This window comes from Sphingobacterium sp. LRF_L2, assembly GCF_965644235.1.
GTDB lineage: Bacteria > Bacteroidota > Bacteroidia > Sphingobacteriales > Sphingobacteriaceae > Sphingobacterium.
Genome location: NZ_CBFFRI010000001.1, coordinates 153,170 through 168,953 on the forward strand (window position 1 = coordinate 153,170; position 15,784 = coordinate 168,953).

Sequence of the window (15,784 nt, forward strand, 5' to 3'; positions counted from 1 at the left end):
TTACAACTTAAACCACTGACAATCAGACACAAAAAAAAGGTTTTCAAACGGGGAGAATGAAAACCTTTACTAACCAATTATAAACCTAAATTATGATACAACAAAGGTAGTGTATTTTTGACACTATCCAAATTTTTTTTTCAATTCTTTTATCGCGCTAGTTCCGTACCTTTGTAAAAAAAGAACACGATGTTTACAGGTATTATTGAAACCTTAGGTACAATAACAAAAATTGAAAAAGACAAAAGTAACCTTGACATTTATGTAGAGTCTTCTATTTCAAATGATTTGAAAATTGACCAAAGTGTCGCTCATAACGGAGTCTGTCTTACAGTAGTTGAAGTAGATAAAACAATTCATAAGGTTACTGCTATTCAAGAAACACTTTCAAAATCTACGTTGGGTCTTCTAAAGATAGGTGACTTAGTAAATTTGGAGCGTTGCACGGCTGCTAACGGGCGATTTGATGGGCATATCGTACAAGGGCATGTAGATCAAACAGCAGTATGCGTCGAGAAAGAAAATCAAAATGGGAGCTGGCTGTTCACATTTGAATATGATCCTCTCCACCAAAATATAACTGTGGAAAAGGGCTCCATAACAGTAAATGGCATTAGCCTTACGGTAGTGAATTCTCTAAATAATAGATTTTCGGTGGCTATTATTCCATATACACTAGAGCACACCAATCTACAACAACTCGAAATTGGAAAAACTGTAAATTTGGAATTTGATATAATAGGTAAATATGTTTCAAAAATACTGTCTATGCAAAAATAAGCATAGCAGTATTTTGAAACAACTATTCAAGGTAATGTCCTTGTCGTACTAAAAGAGCTCTATATTTGTTAAACACGCTCGACTTAGAAATAAATCCTAAATAGCATTGTTCATCATCAATAACTGGCAATATCCAAACATCATCTCTATTCATTTTTGACATTACCACTTCCATATTTTCATTTTCGCGGATAACATCATTAGGTTTCTGAACCAGTTTATCAAATGTTTTGGCAGCCCCCTCCTCTTCTCCTAATAAGAGAGAAAATAGTCTTTCGCTGTAAATAATTCCGAGAAAAACACCTTCTTCAGAAACTACTGGAAAAATATTTCTTTTCGAATGAATGATATCCGATTTTCGATCCAACGGAGTCTCTGAAGGTCTTAAAATCACAAAATTTGTTTCCAGAACATAACGCAATTTCATCATACTAAGAACCGTCTTATCCTTGTCTTCATAGGATAGCAGATCACCGGAATCTGCTAAAACTTTAGTATAGATGGAATGTTTTAGCAGCGATCTATTGATTAGATAAGAAATCGAGGTAACTAACATCAAAGGAACCATTAATGTATACCCTCCTGTGATTTCTGCAATCAGGAATAATCCCGTAAGCGGCGCGTGCATAATCCCTGCCAAAGCTCCTGCCATTCCAGCCATCACAAAATTCGGCACATTTAACATTACAAAACCTGTTTGATTCATACCATATGCAAATGCAAATCCAATAAGCCCTCCCATTACCAAACTAGGTCCAAACACTCCCCCGTTTCCACCACCGTTCAACGTAAAAAGAGATGCAAATGATTTTGCGAATAAGGTTAATACGGTATAACAAATAACGACAACCCCCAAATGTTTATAATCTGAAAACAGACTATTTTTGACAATCGCATCAAATTGTCCATCTAATATCTGCTGAATTGTAATGTATCCCTCCCCGTATAATGCCGGAAACACAAAAATCAACAGTCCTAAAAAAATGCCACTTGTCCATACTTTATTATATGGATTTTTAATGGAAGAGAACCATTTTTTTACGGTATTACTCAATTTGGCAAAATAGACTGTATAAAGTCCTACAACAACAGCTAGCATAACATAGAAAAAAAGTGCTCCCACCACCCATTCAGTTGCTACGGTATGAAAAAGAGGTTCACTATAGAGTATTCTAGAAATAATTGCCGCTAAAGCTGCCGAGATCAGAAGAGGAATAAAAGCAGGAATAGAAAACTCTGGCAACAAAATCTCAATGGCGAAAATCATCCCCGCAATTGGACTATCGAAAGCTCCTGCAATTCCCGCCGCTGCGCCACAAGCAAGTAGCATCGTAATCTCCTTATAATGCAATCCAAAAAAACGCCCTATATTAGATCCTATAGCAGCTCCGCTATGTGCAATAGGTGCCTCTAGTCCGCAGGATCCACCAAATCCGACTGTGATAGCGCTGGTAATGATTTGGGAATAGATGTTATGTGGTTCTATTTTACTTGATTTTCTGGATATCGCATAGATGATAGGCGTAATGCCATGATCTAATTTTTTACCTTTCAAAAATTTCCGGACATAAATTACACTGAATAAAATCCCAAGTAAGGGAAGAACGAGGTAAAACGAATATTTGACTTGCCAATAAATATCATTTTGTAATGTAGACGCTATAAAATGTGTTAGCCCCTTTAGCAAAGCCGCTGCGATGCCCCCTATAATTCCAACCAAAAAAGCGAGTATAATCAGAAAATTTCTATTGGATATTTTCCGCATTCGCCAATGGTTTATCGTTTCTAATTTTTGCCAGATAGGATACTTCATCTTGTATGCATACTAGAGTTCAAAGCCTAATACTTCTTTTTTCTTTCTCGATCGAAATCTTTCTGGAACAACGTTTAATATCTCTTCCTTCAAGACCCTGACAGCCTGCTTCTTCACAAAATTATGGGTGGTCACTACGCTTATTTCTCGAACAGGTTCAGGAGCCTTAAAATAACGTACATTGCCCAATTGATCTTCATGATAACCTAGAATACTTAATTCAGGTAAAATCGTTACGCCCCCATTTATATCGACCATTCTTTTTAACGTCTCAACACTTCCCGTGTAATATTCAAAGGTTCCCTCAGAACTTTGATTATGTTTGTAATGACAAAGGTTAAGAACTTGTCCACGCATACAATGTCCTTCGTTTAGTAACCATAGCTTTTCAGCTGCAATTTCATCTGTCGTAACCATTCGCTTTTGATAAAGTGAACTATTTTCGGAAACGTAAGCAACAAAAGTTTCATAGTATAACGGAGCTTCACTTATTCCATTCTCCTGCAACGGAGTAGATAATATACCACAATCCAGGCGACCGACCTTTAACTCTTGAAGAATGCGTTCAGTAGTATATTCCCAAATTTGCAACTGCAATTTGGGATACTTTTTCAGAAAGACCGTCAACACATCCGGCAATAAATAAGGTGCTACTGTAGGTATAACGCCAACCTTCAGCTCTCCTGACAATTCCCCTCTTTCTTCCTGCAATAGCTCGTCGATCTTTTTACTTTCATTTAAAATAACACGAGCCTGTTTGATAATTTTCTCTCCTACTTCCGTGGGCACCACAGGTTGCCGACTTCTATCAAAAATTTTGGCTCCCAACGACTCTTCTAGTTTCTGAATTTGCATGCTTAAGGTTGGTTGAGTCACAAAACAATGCTCTGCCGCTGTGACAAAACTTCGATAGGTATCTACAGATATAATGTATTCTAATTGAACAAGCGTCATGCTATAAATTTTAACTATACAAAGATACCTATTTTTATACGTTTATAAGTTTTTCCTTACTATAGTATAGAACATTAAATGAGAAAGAAAATGTTTATTAACTTTGGTAGACGCTAAATTGAAACATTATAATGAAAAAAAATTTAAGAAATCATCTTGTATATATATTCTTATTGGGAATAATTACCTTTAATTTCTCCGCATCCATTCCCGACGAAGGAATGTTTCCTCTCAGTGAACTAAACAGAGCTGGACTGAAAAAAGCTGGATTAAAGATTTCTGAAAAAGATATTTATAATCCGGGCGAAGTCGGTTTGGTGGATGCCTTAGTACAGGTAAGTGGTTGTACAGGTTCCTTCGTATCTCCTTCTGGCTTGATTATAACCAACCATCATTGCGCGTTTAGCGCGGTACAACTGGCCAGTACGACAGAATTTAACTACTTAAAGAACGGTTTCGTAGCAAATGCATTAAACCAAGAAATTGAGGCGAAAGGATTGACGATCCGTATTACGGATTCCTATGAAGATGTTTCCAGCGAAGTTTTAAATGCAGCCGCGGCAGTGAATGATCCCATAGAGCGGATCAACACAATAAATAGAAAGAGGTCGGAAATTGCCCAAAGAGCCGAGTCTTCGGATCCCAGTATAAAGGCTGAAGTCTCCGAGATGTTTATTGGCAAAAGCTATGTTCTCTTCCGATATAAAACCATTGAAGATGTACGTTTGGTATACGTACCAAGACAAGATATCGGAGAATTCGGTGGCGAGACAGACAATTGGGTATGGCCAAGGCATACTGGTGACTTCTCTTTCCTACGTGCTTACGTTGCTCCAGACGGTTCATCCGCAAAATATAGTAAAGAAAATGTCCCCTATAAACCGAAGAAGCATCTTAAAATTAATCCCGCTGGAGTTAACGAAAATGATTTTATTTTCATTCTCGGATATCCTGGGCGGACATTTAGACACCGGCCAGCACAGTATATAGCATACCAACAACAGTTTTTATTACCTTACACAGCAGATTTATATGATTTCCAAAATCAGCAAATGTTAACAGCTGGGAAAGATGATCTAGCTACTGAACTGGCACTTGCCACACGTATAAAACGTAACGCAAATGTGCTGAAGAACTATCGCGGTAAATTAAAAGGGCTACACAATATAGATCTGGTTACGGAAAAATATAAAGAAGATCGTGAATTAGAACAATTTATCCGAAGTAAAACAGAATTAAACACCAAATATGGCACATTAATGAATGATATTGATCAACATTACAAAGCAGTATTTGAGGTTGCAAAAAAGGAACTTTGGTTTAACAACATATACAGCAGCACATCTTTATTACGAGTTGCTAGCGCTATAAACAGTTTCAAAATTGCGGTGTTAAAACAAAATGGAGTAAAAGCGCAAGAAGAATTCTTTAAATTAAACATTGAGGAGGTGAAAAAACATTTAGATGGCATTTATGCGAGCTACAACCTCACTGTTGATAAAGCCATTGCACAAAAAATGTTAGAAGACGCCTATGAATTCGGTGGATCTAATAAACTAGCATTTTTGACGAAACAAAATTTTCTTTCGAAGGACGACACTAAACAATACATCAACAGTATATTCGACAAATCAAAGCTTACAAATAAAGAAACTTTGTTTAGCAGCATTTTAAAAGATGTACAATCTCTAAAAAACTATACAGATGAACTTTTATCTCTTCAAAAAGAGATAAATACAGAAATGCTCGTTTTCAACGAAGAGCAAAAACGTCGGGAGGGCATTTTAAATAAATTAATGGGAGACTATGTCGCTGTAAAAGAGAAATACCAAGCTAAAAATTTTATACCTGATGCAAATTCTACTCTACGTCTTACATTCGGGAATATCAAGGGCTATAGTCCTGTCGACGCTACTTACATGAAGCCATTTACGACTTTAAAAGGTCTGGTAGAAAAGGGAAATTCAGGCTTACCTGAGTTTGAATATCCTGAGTCTATAAAAAATGCATGGCTTGCAAAAAATTTTGGTGCTTATGCAAAAAAAGATTTAAATGATGTGCCTGTAAACATCTTGTACAACTTGGATACCACAGGAGGAAACTCAGGATCGCCAATTATGAATGCAAATGGCGAACTAATAGGCGTCAATTTCGATAGATCTTACGATGCAACAATTAATGACTTTGCTTGGAATGAAAACTATAGCCGATCTATTGGCGTGGATATTCGTTATGTACTTTGGATTGCAGATAAAATAGATAATGCACAATTTATCCTAAAAGAAATAGGCATTTAGAAAAATAATCAGCTCCAGTGGGTAAAACTCACTTATTCACATGGAACTATTTTTTACAATCCAACGGAGATTTCTCATTGACCTAGAGACTCGTCTACAAGATAGAGGAACTCTTAAAACAATCTTTACATAGCGGCCCTATCTAATTGGAATTAGAATAGGGCCGCTATGTAAATGAAAATCTTACCGGTTGATTAAATCTTCTACAAATCAGAAAATTTCAAATAACCGACATGCAATTTATCGTCAAAAAGTCGACTTGCTGGAGATAAGCGAAGGTTGTATCTTTGGTACATCGAGGCTGGCAGAGCTTCTGTTACCTGATAAATGTCATCAACATCTAAACCATACTTATCATCAATATGAGGAGAAATGTGATTCTTGAAAAATGTGGTTTCTTTTGCTTTCTTACTCGCTTCTTCTATAGTGTTCGCGACAATAAGTTGTTTATAATGATACTCTTCGAAATCCTGATGTCGATAGCCTCCTAAATTTACAAAAAAAAGTTTTTCCAATTGCTCGTTTTCCTGTTGTTTGTCCACAACCTCAATCGAAAAACCATCTACAGTAGACACGTGACGCCAAACATCGACATGCAGTTTACCTTGTGCTTCCTTCCAAAACTGTTCCATATCAGATTTTAAACTAGATAAGGACTCTCCTATTCCAAAAAAAATATCATGCTGTTCCGTAAACCTTCCTTCTGGTTTACAGCCTAGCAAAACCATAAATAACTTTTTATCCATTATTACTCTTCCTGTACTTTATTTCTAAGTTAAGGATAATATCTCTTTTCTTTCCCTCTATAATAGATAAATTGCCTGCAACAAATACACCTTTCTTCCCATTTTTCAAATTTGAAATACCATAAACTGTAGACTCGTCATCTGGATTAGAGTCGCCTTCATACCGATACAAATGATCTATCTGATAATGGTCTGCATCATTAGCTATTTCATCAAACTCTACATTAAAGTCAATGACATACCCCAAAAGATGCAATTTAGCTAGCGCGACATCAGTAGTTTCGTAATTATGTGTAGTTCCCATATTTTAAAACTTTTTAAGTAAATAACAACGAGAAGAATGATTCGGTTTTATAATTTAAGACTTAGATGAATTAGATTGACAGTTTACTTTATTTATTGGACATACAGCCAAAATTGGCTAAGTTTGACTAAAATCTGGACAGCATAAACTTCGATAGACTATGGCTTATACGGCACCACAAACTCAAAATACAGCAGGCAAAGCATTCGAACGATTAATTACTATTTTGGACACTTTACGCATTGCATGTCCTTGGGATAAAAAACAGACGATGGAGTCTTTAAGGCATCTGACGATTGAAGAAATGTATGAGCTAACGGATGCCATCCTGGAAAAGGACCTTACAGAAATAAAAAAAGAACTAGGTGATGTCATGATGCATCTTTTGTTCTATGCAAAGATTGCGACTGAACAAGAAAAATTCACCATAGTAGATGTTCTCAATGCAGTCTGCGATAAGCTGATCGTTCGCCATCCCCACGTATATGGTGAAACATTGGCAACAAACGAAGACGAAGTGAAAAGTAACTGGGAAAGCATAAAATTGAAAGAAGGAAATAAGTCTGTGCTATCCGGAGTTCCAAAAGGACTTCCCGCCTTAGTAAAAGCTTATCGGATTCAAGACAAAGTACGTGGTGTCGGATTTGACTGGGAAGACAAAAGTGAAGTATGGAAAAAAGTAGAGGAAGAACTATCGGAATTCAAAAATGAATTTAACTTGGAAGATGGTTCTGAAATCAACCTTGATCGGGCAGAGGATGAATTTGGAGACCTAATATTTTCATTAATTAACTATGCACGTCATTTGGGCCTAAATCCTGAAAATGCGCTAGAGCGAACCAACAAAAAGTTTATCAAACGCTTCACACATATCGAAAACAGAGCCAAAGAAAATGGACAACAAATCAGCGAGTTATCTTTGAATGAAATGGATGTGTACTGGAATGAAGCTAAATATCTTTAGACGAATATTCAGGGCTCGTCGCAATCTAACGTTTCTACGTTTACAAAGAGTTTAGTAAATTGGTCAAACTGTGTACCATCATAGTTAATGTGTTCAATCAAACGATTAACGGCATTCCACCAACCATATACCAAAACGTAGTCAAAAGCAAGATCCAATCGATTAGATTTTTCCATATTACTTAGATAGTTATTCCATAGGATCTCGGGATAAGCATTTTTTTTCATCTGTTCTTTTACGAGCTTCATATAAGCCGCTAATAGATGTTCTCCGCCTTTATTTAAAGCTTGAGCATATTCAAACGCATCGCCATTCTTCGGAATAGCTTTCATTAAATCTTCGGGAGTATCCTTTGCACTTTTCTCTATCTTCTTAAATTCATAGGTTCTCTCCAAATAAGTAACGACGTCCTGTTTTAATTTTCTGAAATAGGAAGATTGTACCACATCTAGGTTTTTTATCCGATAAATCGCGGAATCGTACCTCGCAATAAACTCTTCTTTAGTTCCTCCATCGTCCACGTAATGCCCTTCATTAAATAAGACATATGTATCCAACAACTGCCTTTCGCTATATTTTTCACTGTTATAATATCCCTTATAAAAGCAAAGCCCATCTTGAAAAACAAAAGTTTTTATTTGTGCCACCAAGCTAATATTCCACATTAAAAACAAGATAAAAAACGTTGATTTCATGATGCTAAATTAGAAAACTAATATAAGGAGCTTGCCTTAAATTAGCAATTAATGCGTAAATTCGCGACATGAAAGAAACTGTTGTGAGCGGTATTAGAAGCACCGGAAAATTACATTTAGGCAACTATTATGGTGCATTAAGCAACTTTGTAAAAATGCAAGAAGAATACAACTGCTTCTTTTTTATTGCTGATTTACATTCGTTGACGACACACCCTACCCCAGGCGACTTAAGTCGTACTGTTAGAGATGTGGTTGTGGAATATTTAGCGGCAGGTATTGATCCAGAAAAATCAACAATATATGTGCAGTCAGACGTACCAGAAGTCGCTGAGCTATATTTATATATGAATATGAATGCTTATCTCGGTGAATTAGAACGAGCAACAGCATTCAAAGATAAAGTAAGAGCTAATCCAGATAATGTTAATGCGGGATTACTTACTTATCCTGTACTTATGGCCTGTGATATCCTTATCCACCATGGAACTAAAGTACCTGTAGGTAAAGATCAGGAGCAGCATCTGGAAATGACAAGAACTTTCGGTAATCGTTTTAATAGACTATACGACGTAGACTATTTCAAAGAAGCTTTTGCTTTTTCATACAGCGATAAACTTGTCAAAATACCAGGATTGGACGGTAACGGGAAAATGGGAAAATCCAATGGAGATGCGAGTTGTATATACTTAAGCGATACACCCGAAGTTATTCGTAAAAAAGTGATGCGAGCAGTCTCTGACTCGGGGCCTACTGAAATGAATCAGAAAAAACCCGAAGTTATTCAAAATCTATTTGATTTGATGAAAATTGTCTCTACAGATGATACTTTGGAACACTTCGAAAACTTGTATAATAATTGTTCTATTCGTTACGGTGATTTAAAAAAACAACTGGCGGAAGATATGATTATAGCTACAGAACCTGTACGATCACAAATCCAGGCATTATCCAATGACGACGAATACCTAAAAAAAGTTGTTAAGTTGGGTGCAGAAAAAGCTGCTGCAAGTGCACACAAGACAATAAGAGAAGTTCGCGAGATCATTGGAATTAGAAAATTATATTAAATAGAACTCAACTTAATATTAATATAATTTAGTTTTTATTTTTTTAACTTAACAAGGAACATGCATTTAGCCATCGTTGGAAATATAGGAGCAGGGAAAACGACGTTGACAGAGCTACTGTCGCGTCATCTGAATTTTGAACCTCAGTTTGAAGCCGTAGAAAATAATCCATATTTGGAAGATTTCTATAGCGATATGAAACGTTGGTCTTTTAATTTACAAATCTTCTTTCTCAATAGTAGATTTCGTCATATTGTCGATCTTCAAAGCCGTGGTATAAACATGATACAAGATCGTACGATCTATGAAGATGCCTATATTTTTGCAGAGAATTTATACGATATGGGCTTAATGAGCGCTAGAGATTTTGAGAATTACAGTAATATTTTCCAAAGCATTGTTCATTATATAAAGCCCCCTGATTTATTAATCTATCTAAGGGCTTCCGTACCAACATTGGTTAATAACATTCAAAAAAGAGGTCGTGATTATGAATCTGCCATTCGTCTAGATTACCTTTCTAAGTTGAATGAAAAGTACGAAAAATGGATTGGTAATTACAAGGAAGGTAAACTCTTGGTTTTGGATAAAGACAATCTTGATTTCACCAACAATCCTGAAGATCTGGGAAAAATTATAGAAAAAATTGAAGCAGAAATGTTCGGGCTTTTTTAACACCTTTATTTAACATGATGTTTGGCTTCAAGACAAGGAAAACCAAACATCATGTTCATTACTTCAATAAATAAGACAATCCTCAACGTTCTTTATATTAGCCCCTCATCTCTAAAACTGAAATAAGACCTGTCGGTAAAAATAACATGGTCATTTACCGTTATATCCATCGTATTTGCAGCTTGTACAATCTTTTTCGTTAATTGTTTATCCGCTTGGCTTGCGCTTAAAGTGCCGGATGGATGGTTGTGGATAAGAATTAAAGAATTTGCGTTAGTTTGTAATGCAAACTTCAAGATTAAACGAATATCTACTGGCGTAAAATCATTTCCTCCCCTACCTATCAACTGTTTGTCTAGAAACTTACAAGCTGTATTTAAATACAACACCCAAAATTCTTCGTGTGGCAGATCTTGCATTTGAGATTTAAAAAAATCATACACCCTTCGACTGCTATTCAGTATAGGTTGCGCTTCTGGTTCTGCCTCTGTTCGCCGTCGTCCCAATTCTAAAGCCGCAATTAGACTAATGGCCTTTGCTTCTCCAATTCCTTTATATTTGCATAAATCGTTTACATCCAATTTCGATAAATTGTGTAAATTATTCCTCACATTCGAAAGTATTCTTCGGCAAAGCGCTACCGCCGTCTCTTCGCGAGACCCAGAACCAATCAAAATGGCTAATAACTCAGCATCTGTTAAAGAACGACGCCCCTGCTCTAACAGTTTTTCTCGTGGACGATCAGCTTCTGACCACTCCCGAATAACAAGCTTGCTCATGGTTTTTCAAGTATATAATATGGTCTACCTAATATCGTAAAAATTCCATAAAATAAAAAACGAATTTACTGTCTATAAGCACCTTAACAATTCTTAACCAATAGAGTCCGTACATTTCCCCTAGAAACTTTATCTTTGCACTTCCATTAGTAAATAAGTAAAACTATGAGTAAAGCAATTATTAAGACAGAAAAAGGCGACATGACTGTACAGTTTTATACAGCAGACGCTCCAAATACCGTTGCAAATTTCATCAAATTAGCAAAATCTGGTTATTATGACGGACTAACTTTTCACCGCGTTATCCCTGATTTCGTAATCCAAGGTGGATGTCCTAACAGTCGTGAAGGAGCTACTGGAATGCCTGGTACTGGTGGACCTGGTTATAAAATTGATTGTGAGTTGACTGGAGAAAACCAATATCACGATCGTGGTGTACTTTCTATGGCACACGCGGGCCGCAATACTGGAGGTTCACAATTCTTTGTCTGCCATAGCAGAAACAACACAGCCCATTTAGATAGAAATCATACGTGCTTTGGTAAAGTGGTAGAGAATGTTGAAGTAGTAGATAATATCAGACAAGGCGATAGAATCTTGAGTATCGAAGTAATTGAAGATTAATTGACCGACGCATGAATTTAAGAGCTTTAGTATCAGTAACTGGAAAAGGTGGCCTTTTTAAGTTAATCGGCCAGAACAAAGGTGGATTTATTTTAGAGTCACTGGATGAAAAGAAAGTAAAATCCACAGTAAACCTTTCTACGACGAAAATGGCGACTCTAGAAGATATTACAATTTATGGTGAAGATGATGAGATTCGCTTAATTGATATTTTTGAAACTATTAAAGAAAAGAATTTAGCTACACCAGACGTAAAAGCCGATGGCACTACCCTTCGTGATTTTTTTCGTGAAGTAGCTCCCGGACACGACGAATCTCGTGTATATTCTTCTGATATCAAAAAAATAATATCTTGGTATAATATAATAAAAGAATTGCCACTTTTCGCAGAGGAAGCTCCAGCTCCTATAGGAGAAGAATAGCCCTGCTAATTTTTAAAAGGCAAAGATATTTCATAGGATATCTTTGCCTTTTTTGTTATTATCATCCTATCAATGTTCTCCTTATTTTAGAAAATAAGTACTTCCAAATATTCTGTCTTTTCTCTAGAAGAGATTTAGCTGTGCGTTATTATTTGGTCTTTCAAATAAATCCGTTCGAAGAACTGGGCGTTCATTTTCACCCATATACTTTTTTACTGACAATTTAAAAAGTTGCCGAATGCCTTCCGCAATTTCTCCATCTCCTTTTATACGCCTCCCCCACTCGCTATCATTAAGCTTTCCACCATGACAGGACTCAATACCATGTATAACCTTATCAGCCCTATCTGAATAGTTCTTATAAAGCCAATCTCGAAATATCGAAGCAATGGCTCCATTTAAACGTACAATTGTATAACCAGCCCACTTTGCTCCAGCATTAGCGGCTCGTTCAATTAACGCAGGCATTTCATCACTATTAATACCAGGTACTATAGGCGCAATCATTAAAGAGACAGGAATACCTCTTTCGGCAAGCTTTTCTATCAATTTCAACCGTGCTTCTGCAGTGGCAGTCCGAGGTTCCATTTTACGTCGAACTTCTTCCCGAAGACTATTAATTGTAACAGATACACTTACCAGTCCTAACCGCGACAAGTCAGTTAAGATATCCAAATCGCGCAGCATCAACATATTCTTACTAATCAAAGACACTGGATGTTTATAATTTAGTAGAGTAGATAGAAGCCCTCGAGTGATCTGTAATTTCCGTTCTAATGGCTGATAACAATCCGTATTCCCTGACATAAAAATAGGTTCAGGCTTATATTTCTTTTTACCAAACTCAGTCTTTAGTAAATCAACAGCATTATATTTTACAAGGATTTTACGTTCAAAATCAAGCCCCGCGCTGTAACCCCAATACTCATGTGAGTTCCTTGCATAACAATAAATACAACCATGCTCACAACCTTGATAAGGGTTTAGAGATCTATAAAAGCCAATATCTGGACTATTCACTTTGGAAAGAATAGCTTTTGGATATGTCGGTATAACTTTCGTTGCAGCTTCTCCTAAAAAAGGTTCGTCTAAGCCTTCAATATATTCCTGTACATAATCAACAGCAAAGAATTTATTATTAGGATTAACCTGTGCTCCTCTTCCTCTTAGGTAATTTTCAGCTTCTTCAGTATTCATAAAACAAAAATACTAAAATAATTAGTATTTTAAATTCTTAATACTCTTTTCTATGCTTAAATAACCAGTCATACATATCACTTTTATGAAAAAGACGTTCTACACTTCCATGCGTTCCACCAGGAATAATAGTTAAAACAGTTTCTGATTCAGGATTTGCCTTTTTAATTGCTTGATATATTTTTCTCGACTCTGACGCTGGAACCGCACGATCGGCACTACCATGTTGAATCCAGACGGGAACTGTAGCTAGTTTTTCAGCATCTCCTACTATTCCTCCTCCACATATAGCAACTGCTGCTGCTACAGATTCGGGGTACTTCCCTACGAAATCCATTGTACCATATCCCCCCATGCTCATTCCGCAAACATATACCCTCTTTTCGTCTACATTATAATTCGCTAAAACATAATTTAGCACATCTTTTATTTTATCTGGATCCCAACCACCAGCAGTTTGAGGAGCTACGACTAACGAAGATGGGATCTCCACTCCACGATTTTTGGCGTACAACACACCATATCGCTTCACGCGATTTAAATCATATCCAGATAGACTTCGGCCATGTAAAAAAATTAATAATGGACATTTAACTTCAGCTCGATACCCTACCGTATCAATAAGGAAATTATAGGCTGCTTCACCTTTTACGGCAAGCTGTTGCCCCGACACCATCTTCACGAAGGTTAACGTCAATACGAGTAAATATTTTCGCATGATGTGAAAATAAAAGTTGTAACGGTTATCATTTCTCTAAAATACAATTTCTATGTTAAAACGAGCGATCCAAATCGGTTTTATCTATGCGTTGTTTTCCTTATTTTTGAAAAAAGCGATGAGAATGAAACCGACAGTTACCATAATATATTGCCCAAAATGTGGCTGGTTGCTTCGTGCAGCCTACTTCGCACAGGAACTTTTAGTCACATTTGTAGATGATGTTTATGGTGTGACGCTTGTTCCGAGTGAAATTAGCGGACGTTTTTCTATCACAATAGATAACAATATTTTGTTTGACCGCAAAATTGAAGGTCGTTTTCCAGAAATAAAGGAAATAAAACAGTTGGTGAGAGACCAAGTTAATCCGAATAAGGATTTAGGTCACTCCGAATCAAAAACAAAAATTTAATTAAACAATATTTAGGTTAAGTAAAGTCTTTATTAAAGAAATTTCAAAAGATTTTAGCCTACGAGATCATGTGATGCTCTTATTTGTGATCTTCAAAAAAGCAAGAGATGAAAATACTACATACAGCAGATTGGCATTTAGGAAAAAGATTAGACTATTTCTCTCGTTTGCAAGAGCAAAGGAACGTTTTAGCTGAAATATGTGACATTGCAGACCACGAAGAAGTAGACGCCGTTATCATAGCAGGCGACCTATTCGACACCTTTAACCCACCTGTGGAGGCTATAGAACTCCTCTATAAAACACTTCGCAGACTTAGTATGAATGGCCAACGTCCGGTTATAGCTATTGCAGGAAATCATGATAGTGCAGACCGCATAGATGCCCCAGATATACTAGCTCGTGAATGTGGTATTATTTTCATCGGTTATCCAAAATCAAAAGTAACTCCCTTCGAAATACAACATGGCTTCGCTATCCGACAAACCGACAATAGTTTTATCGAATTAGTGCTTCCTAAATTTAATTATCCTTTACGTGTAATACATACACCCTTTGCCAACGAACTTCGCCTAAAACAGTTTTTAGGAACAGATAATAAGGAACAACAGCTAAATGAAATCCTTAAACATCATTGGGAAGAGATCGCCAACTTATATTGCGATCACGAAGGTATAAATATTCTAACAGCACATCTTTACATGTTGAAACGAGGAGGGGATCTACTTGAAGAGCCAGAAGGAGAAAAACCGATTCGCGTTGGATATGCCGACTTGATTTATTCTGACGGTATCCCTCGACAAATTCAATATACCGCATTGGGGCACCTCCACCGCTTTCAAGAAATTGGAGGACATCATTCACCGGTCGTCTACCCAAGTAGCCCTCTAGCTTATTCCTTCTCAGAAGCAGGTCAAGAAAAGGGGGTCGTTATTGTGAATATTACGCCCGATCAACCGGTTGAATATTATAAAGTTCCGTTAAAAACAGGTCGTAGCCTCTATCGCAAACGATTTTACAGTATTGATGACGCTGTGCTATGGTTACAAAACAATCCACATGCGTTAGTGGAGCTAACTTTAGTTAGTACCGAATTTATGAACTCTGCAGATTTAAAAAGAATACATGAAGCACATGATGGAATCATCCATATTATTCCCGTTGTTGAAAAGGAAAATAACACTTTAGGAAAAAGAGAATCTGTAAATCTCGACCAAGAAGTAGACGTTCTCTTTAAAGATTATTTTTTATATCGTTTAGGTCAGGAGCCTAATACAGAGATCATGGATTTACTAAAAGAGGTTATGAACAGTGAAACAGAAATGGAGGACTAA

The 15,784-nt window shown here is 36.6% G+C and carries 17 protein-coding genes; 9 read left to right on the forward strand and 8 right to left on the reverse strand.

All coding sequences use genetic code 11. The annotated features are described in order from the left end of the window. The first annotated feature begins 189 nt into the window (after positions 1-189). Entirely contained in the window at positions 190-780 is a 591-nt protein-coding gene (locus ACSZOX_RS00665; RefSeq protein ID WP_437917773.1) for a riboflavin synthase, read from the forward strand. A gap of 22 nt (positions 781-802) precedes the next feature. On the opposite strand, the gene ACSZOX_RS00670 is transcribed toward ACSZOX_RS00665, so the two are convergent. After that, the gene (locus tag ACSZOX_RS00670; protein ID WP_437917774.1) at positions 803-2,593 is read right to left on the reverse strand and encodes a chloride channel protein; all 1,791 of its coding nucleotides are present in this window, start codon (positions 2,591-2,593) and stop codon (positions 803-805) included. Positions 2,594-2,605: 12 nt separating this feature from the next. Next, positions 2,606-3,547, reverse strand: a complete 942-nt coding sequence (locus tag ACSZOX_RS00675) for a LysR substrate-binding domain-containing protein (RefSeq protein ID WP_437917776.1) — start codon at positions 3,545-3,547, stop codon at positions 2,606-2,608. A gap of 131 nt (positions 3,548-3,678) precedes the next feature. On the opposite strand from ACSZOX_RS00675, the gene ACSZOX_RS00680 reads away from it, so the two are divergent. Next, on the forward strand, positions 3,679-5,844 hold the full coding sequence (locus ACSZOX_RS00680) for a S46 family peptidase (protein WP_437917778.1): 2,166 nt from the start codon (positions 3,679-3,681) through the stop codon (positions 5,842-5,844). Positions 5,845-6,047: 203 nt separating this feature from the next. On the opposite strand, the gene ACSZOX_RS00685 is transcribed toward ACSZOX_RS00680, so the two are convergent. Both ACSZOX_RS00685 and ACSZOX_RS00690 read right to left on the reverse strand, forming a co-directional pair. Next, positions 6,048-6,590: a DUF1543 domain-containing protein gene (locus tag ACSZOX_RS00685; RefSeq protein ID WP_437917779.1), complete on the reverse strand. Its 543-nt coding sequence runs from the start codon at positions 6,588-6,590 to the stop codon at positions 6,048-6,050. Continuing rightward, entirely contained in the window at positions 6,583-6,894 is a 312-nt protein-coding gene (locus tag ACSZOX_RS00690) for a hypothetical protein (RefSeq protein ID WP_437917780.1), read from the reverse strand. The genes ACSZOX_RS00685 and ACSZOX_RS00690 overlap by 8 nt, the downstream gene beginning before the upstream one ends. Before the next feature lie 160 nt (positions 6,895-7,054). Between ACSZOX_RS00690 and mazG the strand changes: the two genes are divergently transcribed. Then, positions 7,055-7,858 carry a nucleoside triphosphate pyrophosphohydrolase gene (gene mazG, locus ACSZOX_RS00695; RefSeq protein ID WP_437917781.1) on the forward strand — a complete coding sequence of 268 codons (804 nt, stop codon included), beginning with the start codon at positions 7,055-7,057 and terminating at the stop codon, positions 7,856-7,858. 8 nt (positions 7,859-7,866) lie between these two features. On the opposite strand, the gene ACSZOX_RS00700 is transcribed toward mazG, so the two are convergent. Further along, positions 7,867-8,553 (reverse strand): hypothetical protein, encoded by a 687-nt coding sequence (locus ACSZOX_RS00700; RefSeq protein WP_437917782.1) that lies wholly within the window; start codon positions 8,551-8,553, stop codon positions 7,867-7,869. A gap of 68 nt (positions 8,554-8,621) precedes the next feature. On the opposite strand from ACSZOX_RS00700, the gene trpS reads away from it, so the two are divergent. Together trpS and ACSZOX_RS00710 are read left to right on the forward strand one after the other, a co-directional pair. Continuing rightward, positions 8,622-9,623 carry a tryptophan--tRNA ligase gene (gene trpS, locus ACSZOX_RS00705; protein WP_437917783.1) on the forward strand — a complete coding sequence of 334 codons (1,002 nt, stop codon included), beginning with the start codon at positions 8,622-8,624 and terminating at the stop codon, positions 9,621-9,623. Between the two features lie 60 nt (positions 9,624-9,683). Then, positions 9,684-10,298, forward strand: a complete 615-nt coding sequence (locus ACSZOX_RS00710) for a deoxynucleoside kinase (protein ID WP_437917785.1) — start codon at positions 9,684-9,686, stop codon at positions 10,296-10,298. A gap of 92 nt (positions 10,299-10,390) precedes the next feature. Here the strand turns inward: ACSZOX_RS00710 and radC are convergent, their stop codons facing one another. Beyond that, a complete protein-coding gene (gene radC, locus ACSZOX_RS00715) occupies positions 10,391-11,077 on the reverse strand; it encodes a RadC family protein (protein ID WP_437917786.1) in 687 nt (228 codons plus the stop codon). Positions 11,078-11,242: 165 nt separating this feature from the next. Between radC and ACSZOX_RS00720 the strand changes: the two genes are divergently transcribed. Together ACSZOX_RS00720 and ACSZOX_RS00725 are read left to right on the forward strand one after the other, a co-directional pair. Then, a complete protein-coding gene (locus tag ACSZOX_RS00720; protein WP_437917787.1) occupies positions 11,243-11,701 on the forward strand; it encodes a peptidylprolyl isomerase in 459 nt (152 codons plus the stop codon). A gap of 11 nt (positions 11,702-11,712) precedes the next feature. After that, positions 11,713-12,123 (forward strand): DUF5606 family protein, encoded by a 411-nt coding sequence (locus ACSZOX_RS00725; RefSeq protein ID WP_437917788.1) that lies wholly within the window; start codon positions 11,713-11,715, stop codon positions 12,121-12,123. 123 nt (positions 12,124-12,246) lie between these two features. Here ACSZOX_RS00725 and ACSZOX_RS00730 read toward each other — a convergent pair whose 3' ends face one another. Together ACSZOX_RS00730 and ACSZOX_RS00735 are read right to left on the reverse strand one after the other, a co-directional pair. Beyond that, positions 12,247-13,320, reverse strand: coding sequence for a PA0069 family radical SAM protein (locus ACSZOX_RS00730; RefSeq protein ID WP_437917789.1), 1,074 nt, complete (start codon positions 13,318-13,320; stop codon positions 12,247-12,249). 37 nt (positions 13,321-13,357) lie between these two features. Next, positions 13,358-14,038, reverse strand: a complete 681-nt coding sequence (locus tag ACSZOX_RS00735) for a dienelactone hydrolase family protein (protein WP_437917790.1) — start codon at positions 14,036-14,038, stop codon at positions 13,358-13,360. Between the two features lie 52 nt (positions 14,039-14,090). Between ACSZOX_RS00735 and ACSZOX_RS00740 the strand changes: the two genes are divergently transcribed. Next, the gene (locus tag ACSZOX_RS00740) at positions 14,091-14,450 is read left to right on the forward strand and encodes a SelT/SelW/SelH family protein (RefSeq protein ID WP_437917791.1); all 360 of its coding nucleotides are present in this window, start codon (positions 14,091-14,093) and stop codon (positions 14,448-14,450) included. Positions 14,451-14,557: 107 nt separating this feature from the next. Further along, complete coding sequence (locus ACSZOX_RS00745; protein WP_437917792.1) at positions 14,558-15,784, forward strand: metallophosphoesterase family protein; 1,227 nt, start codon at positions 14,558-14,560, stop codon at positions 15,782-15,784.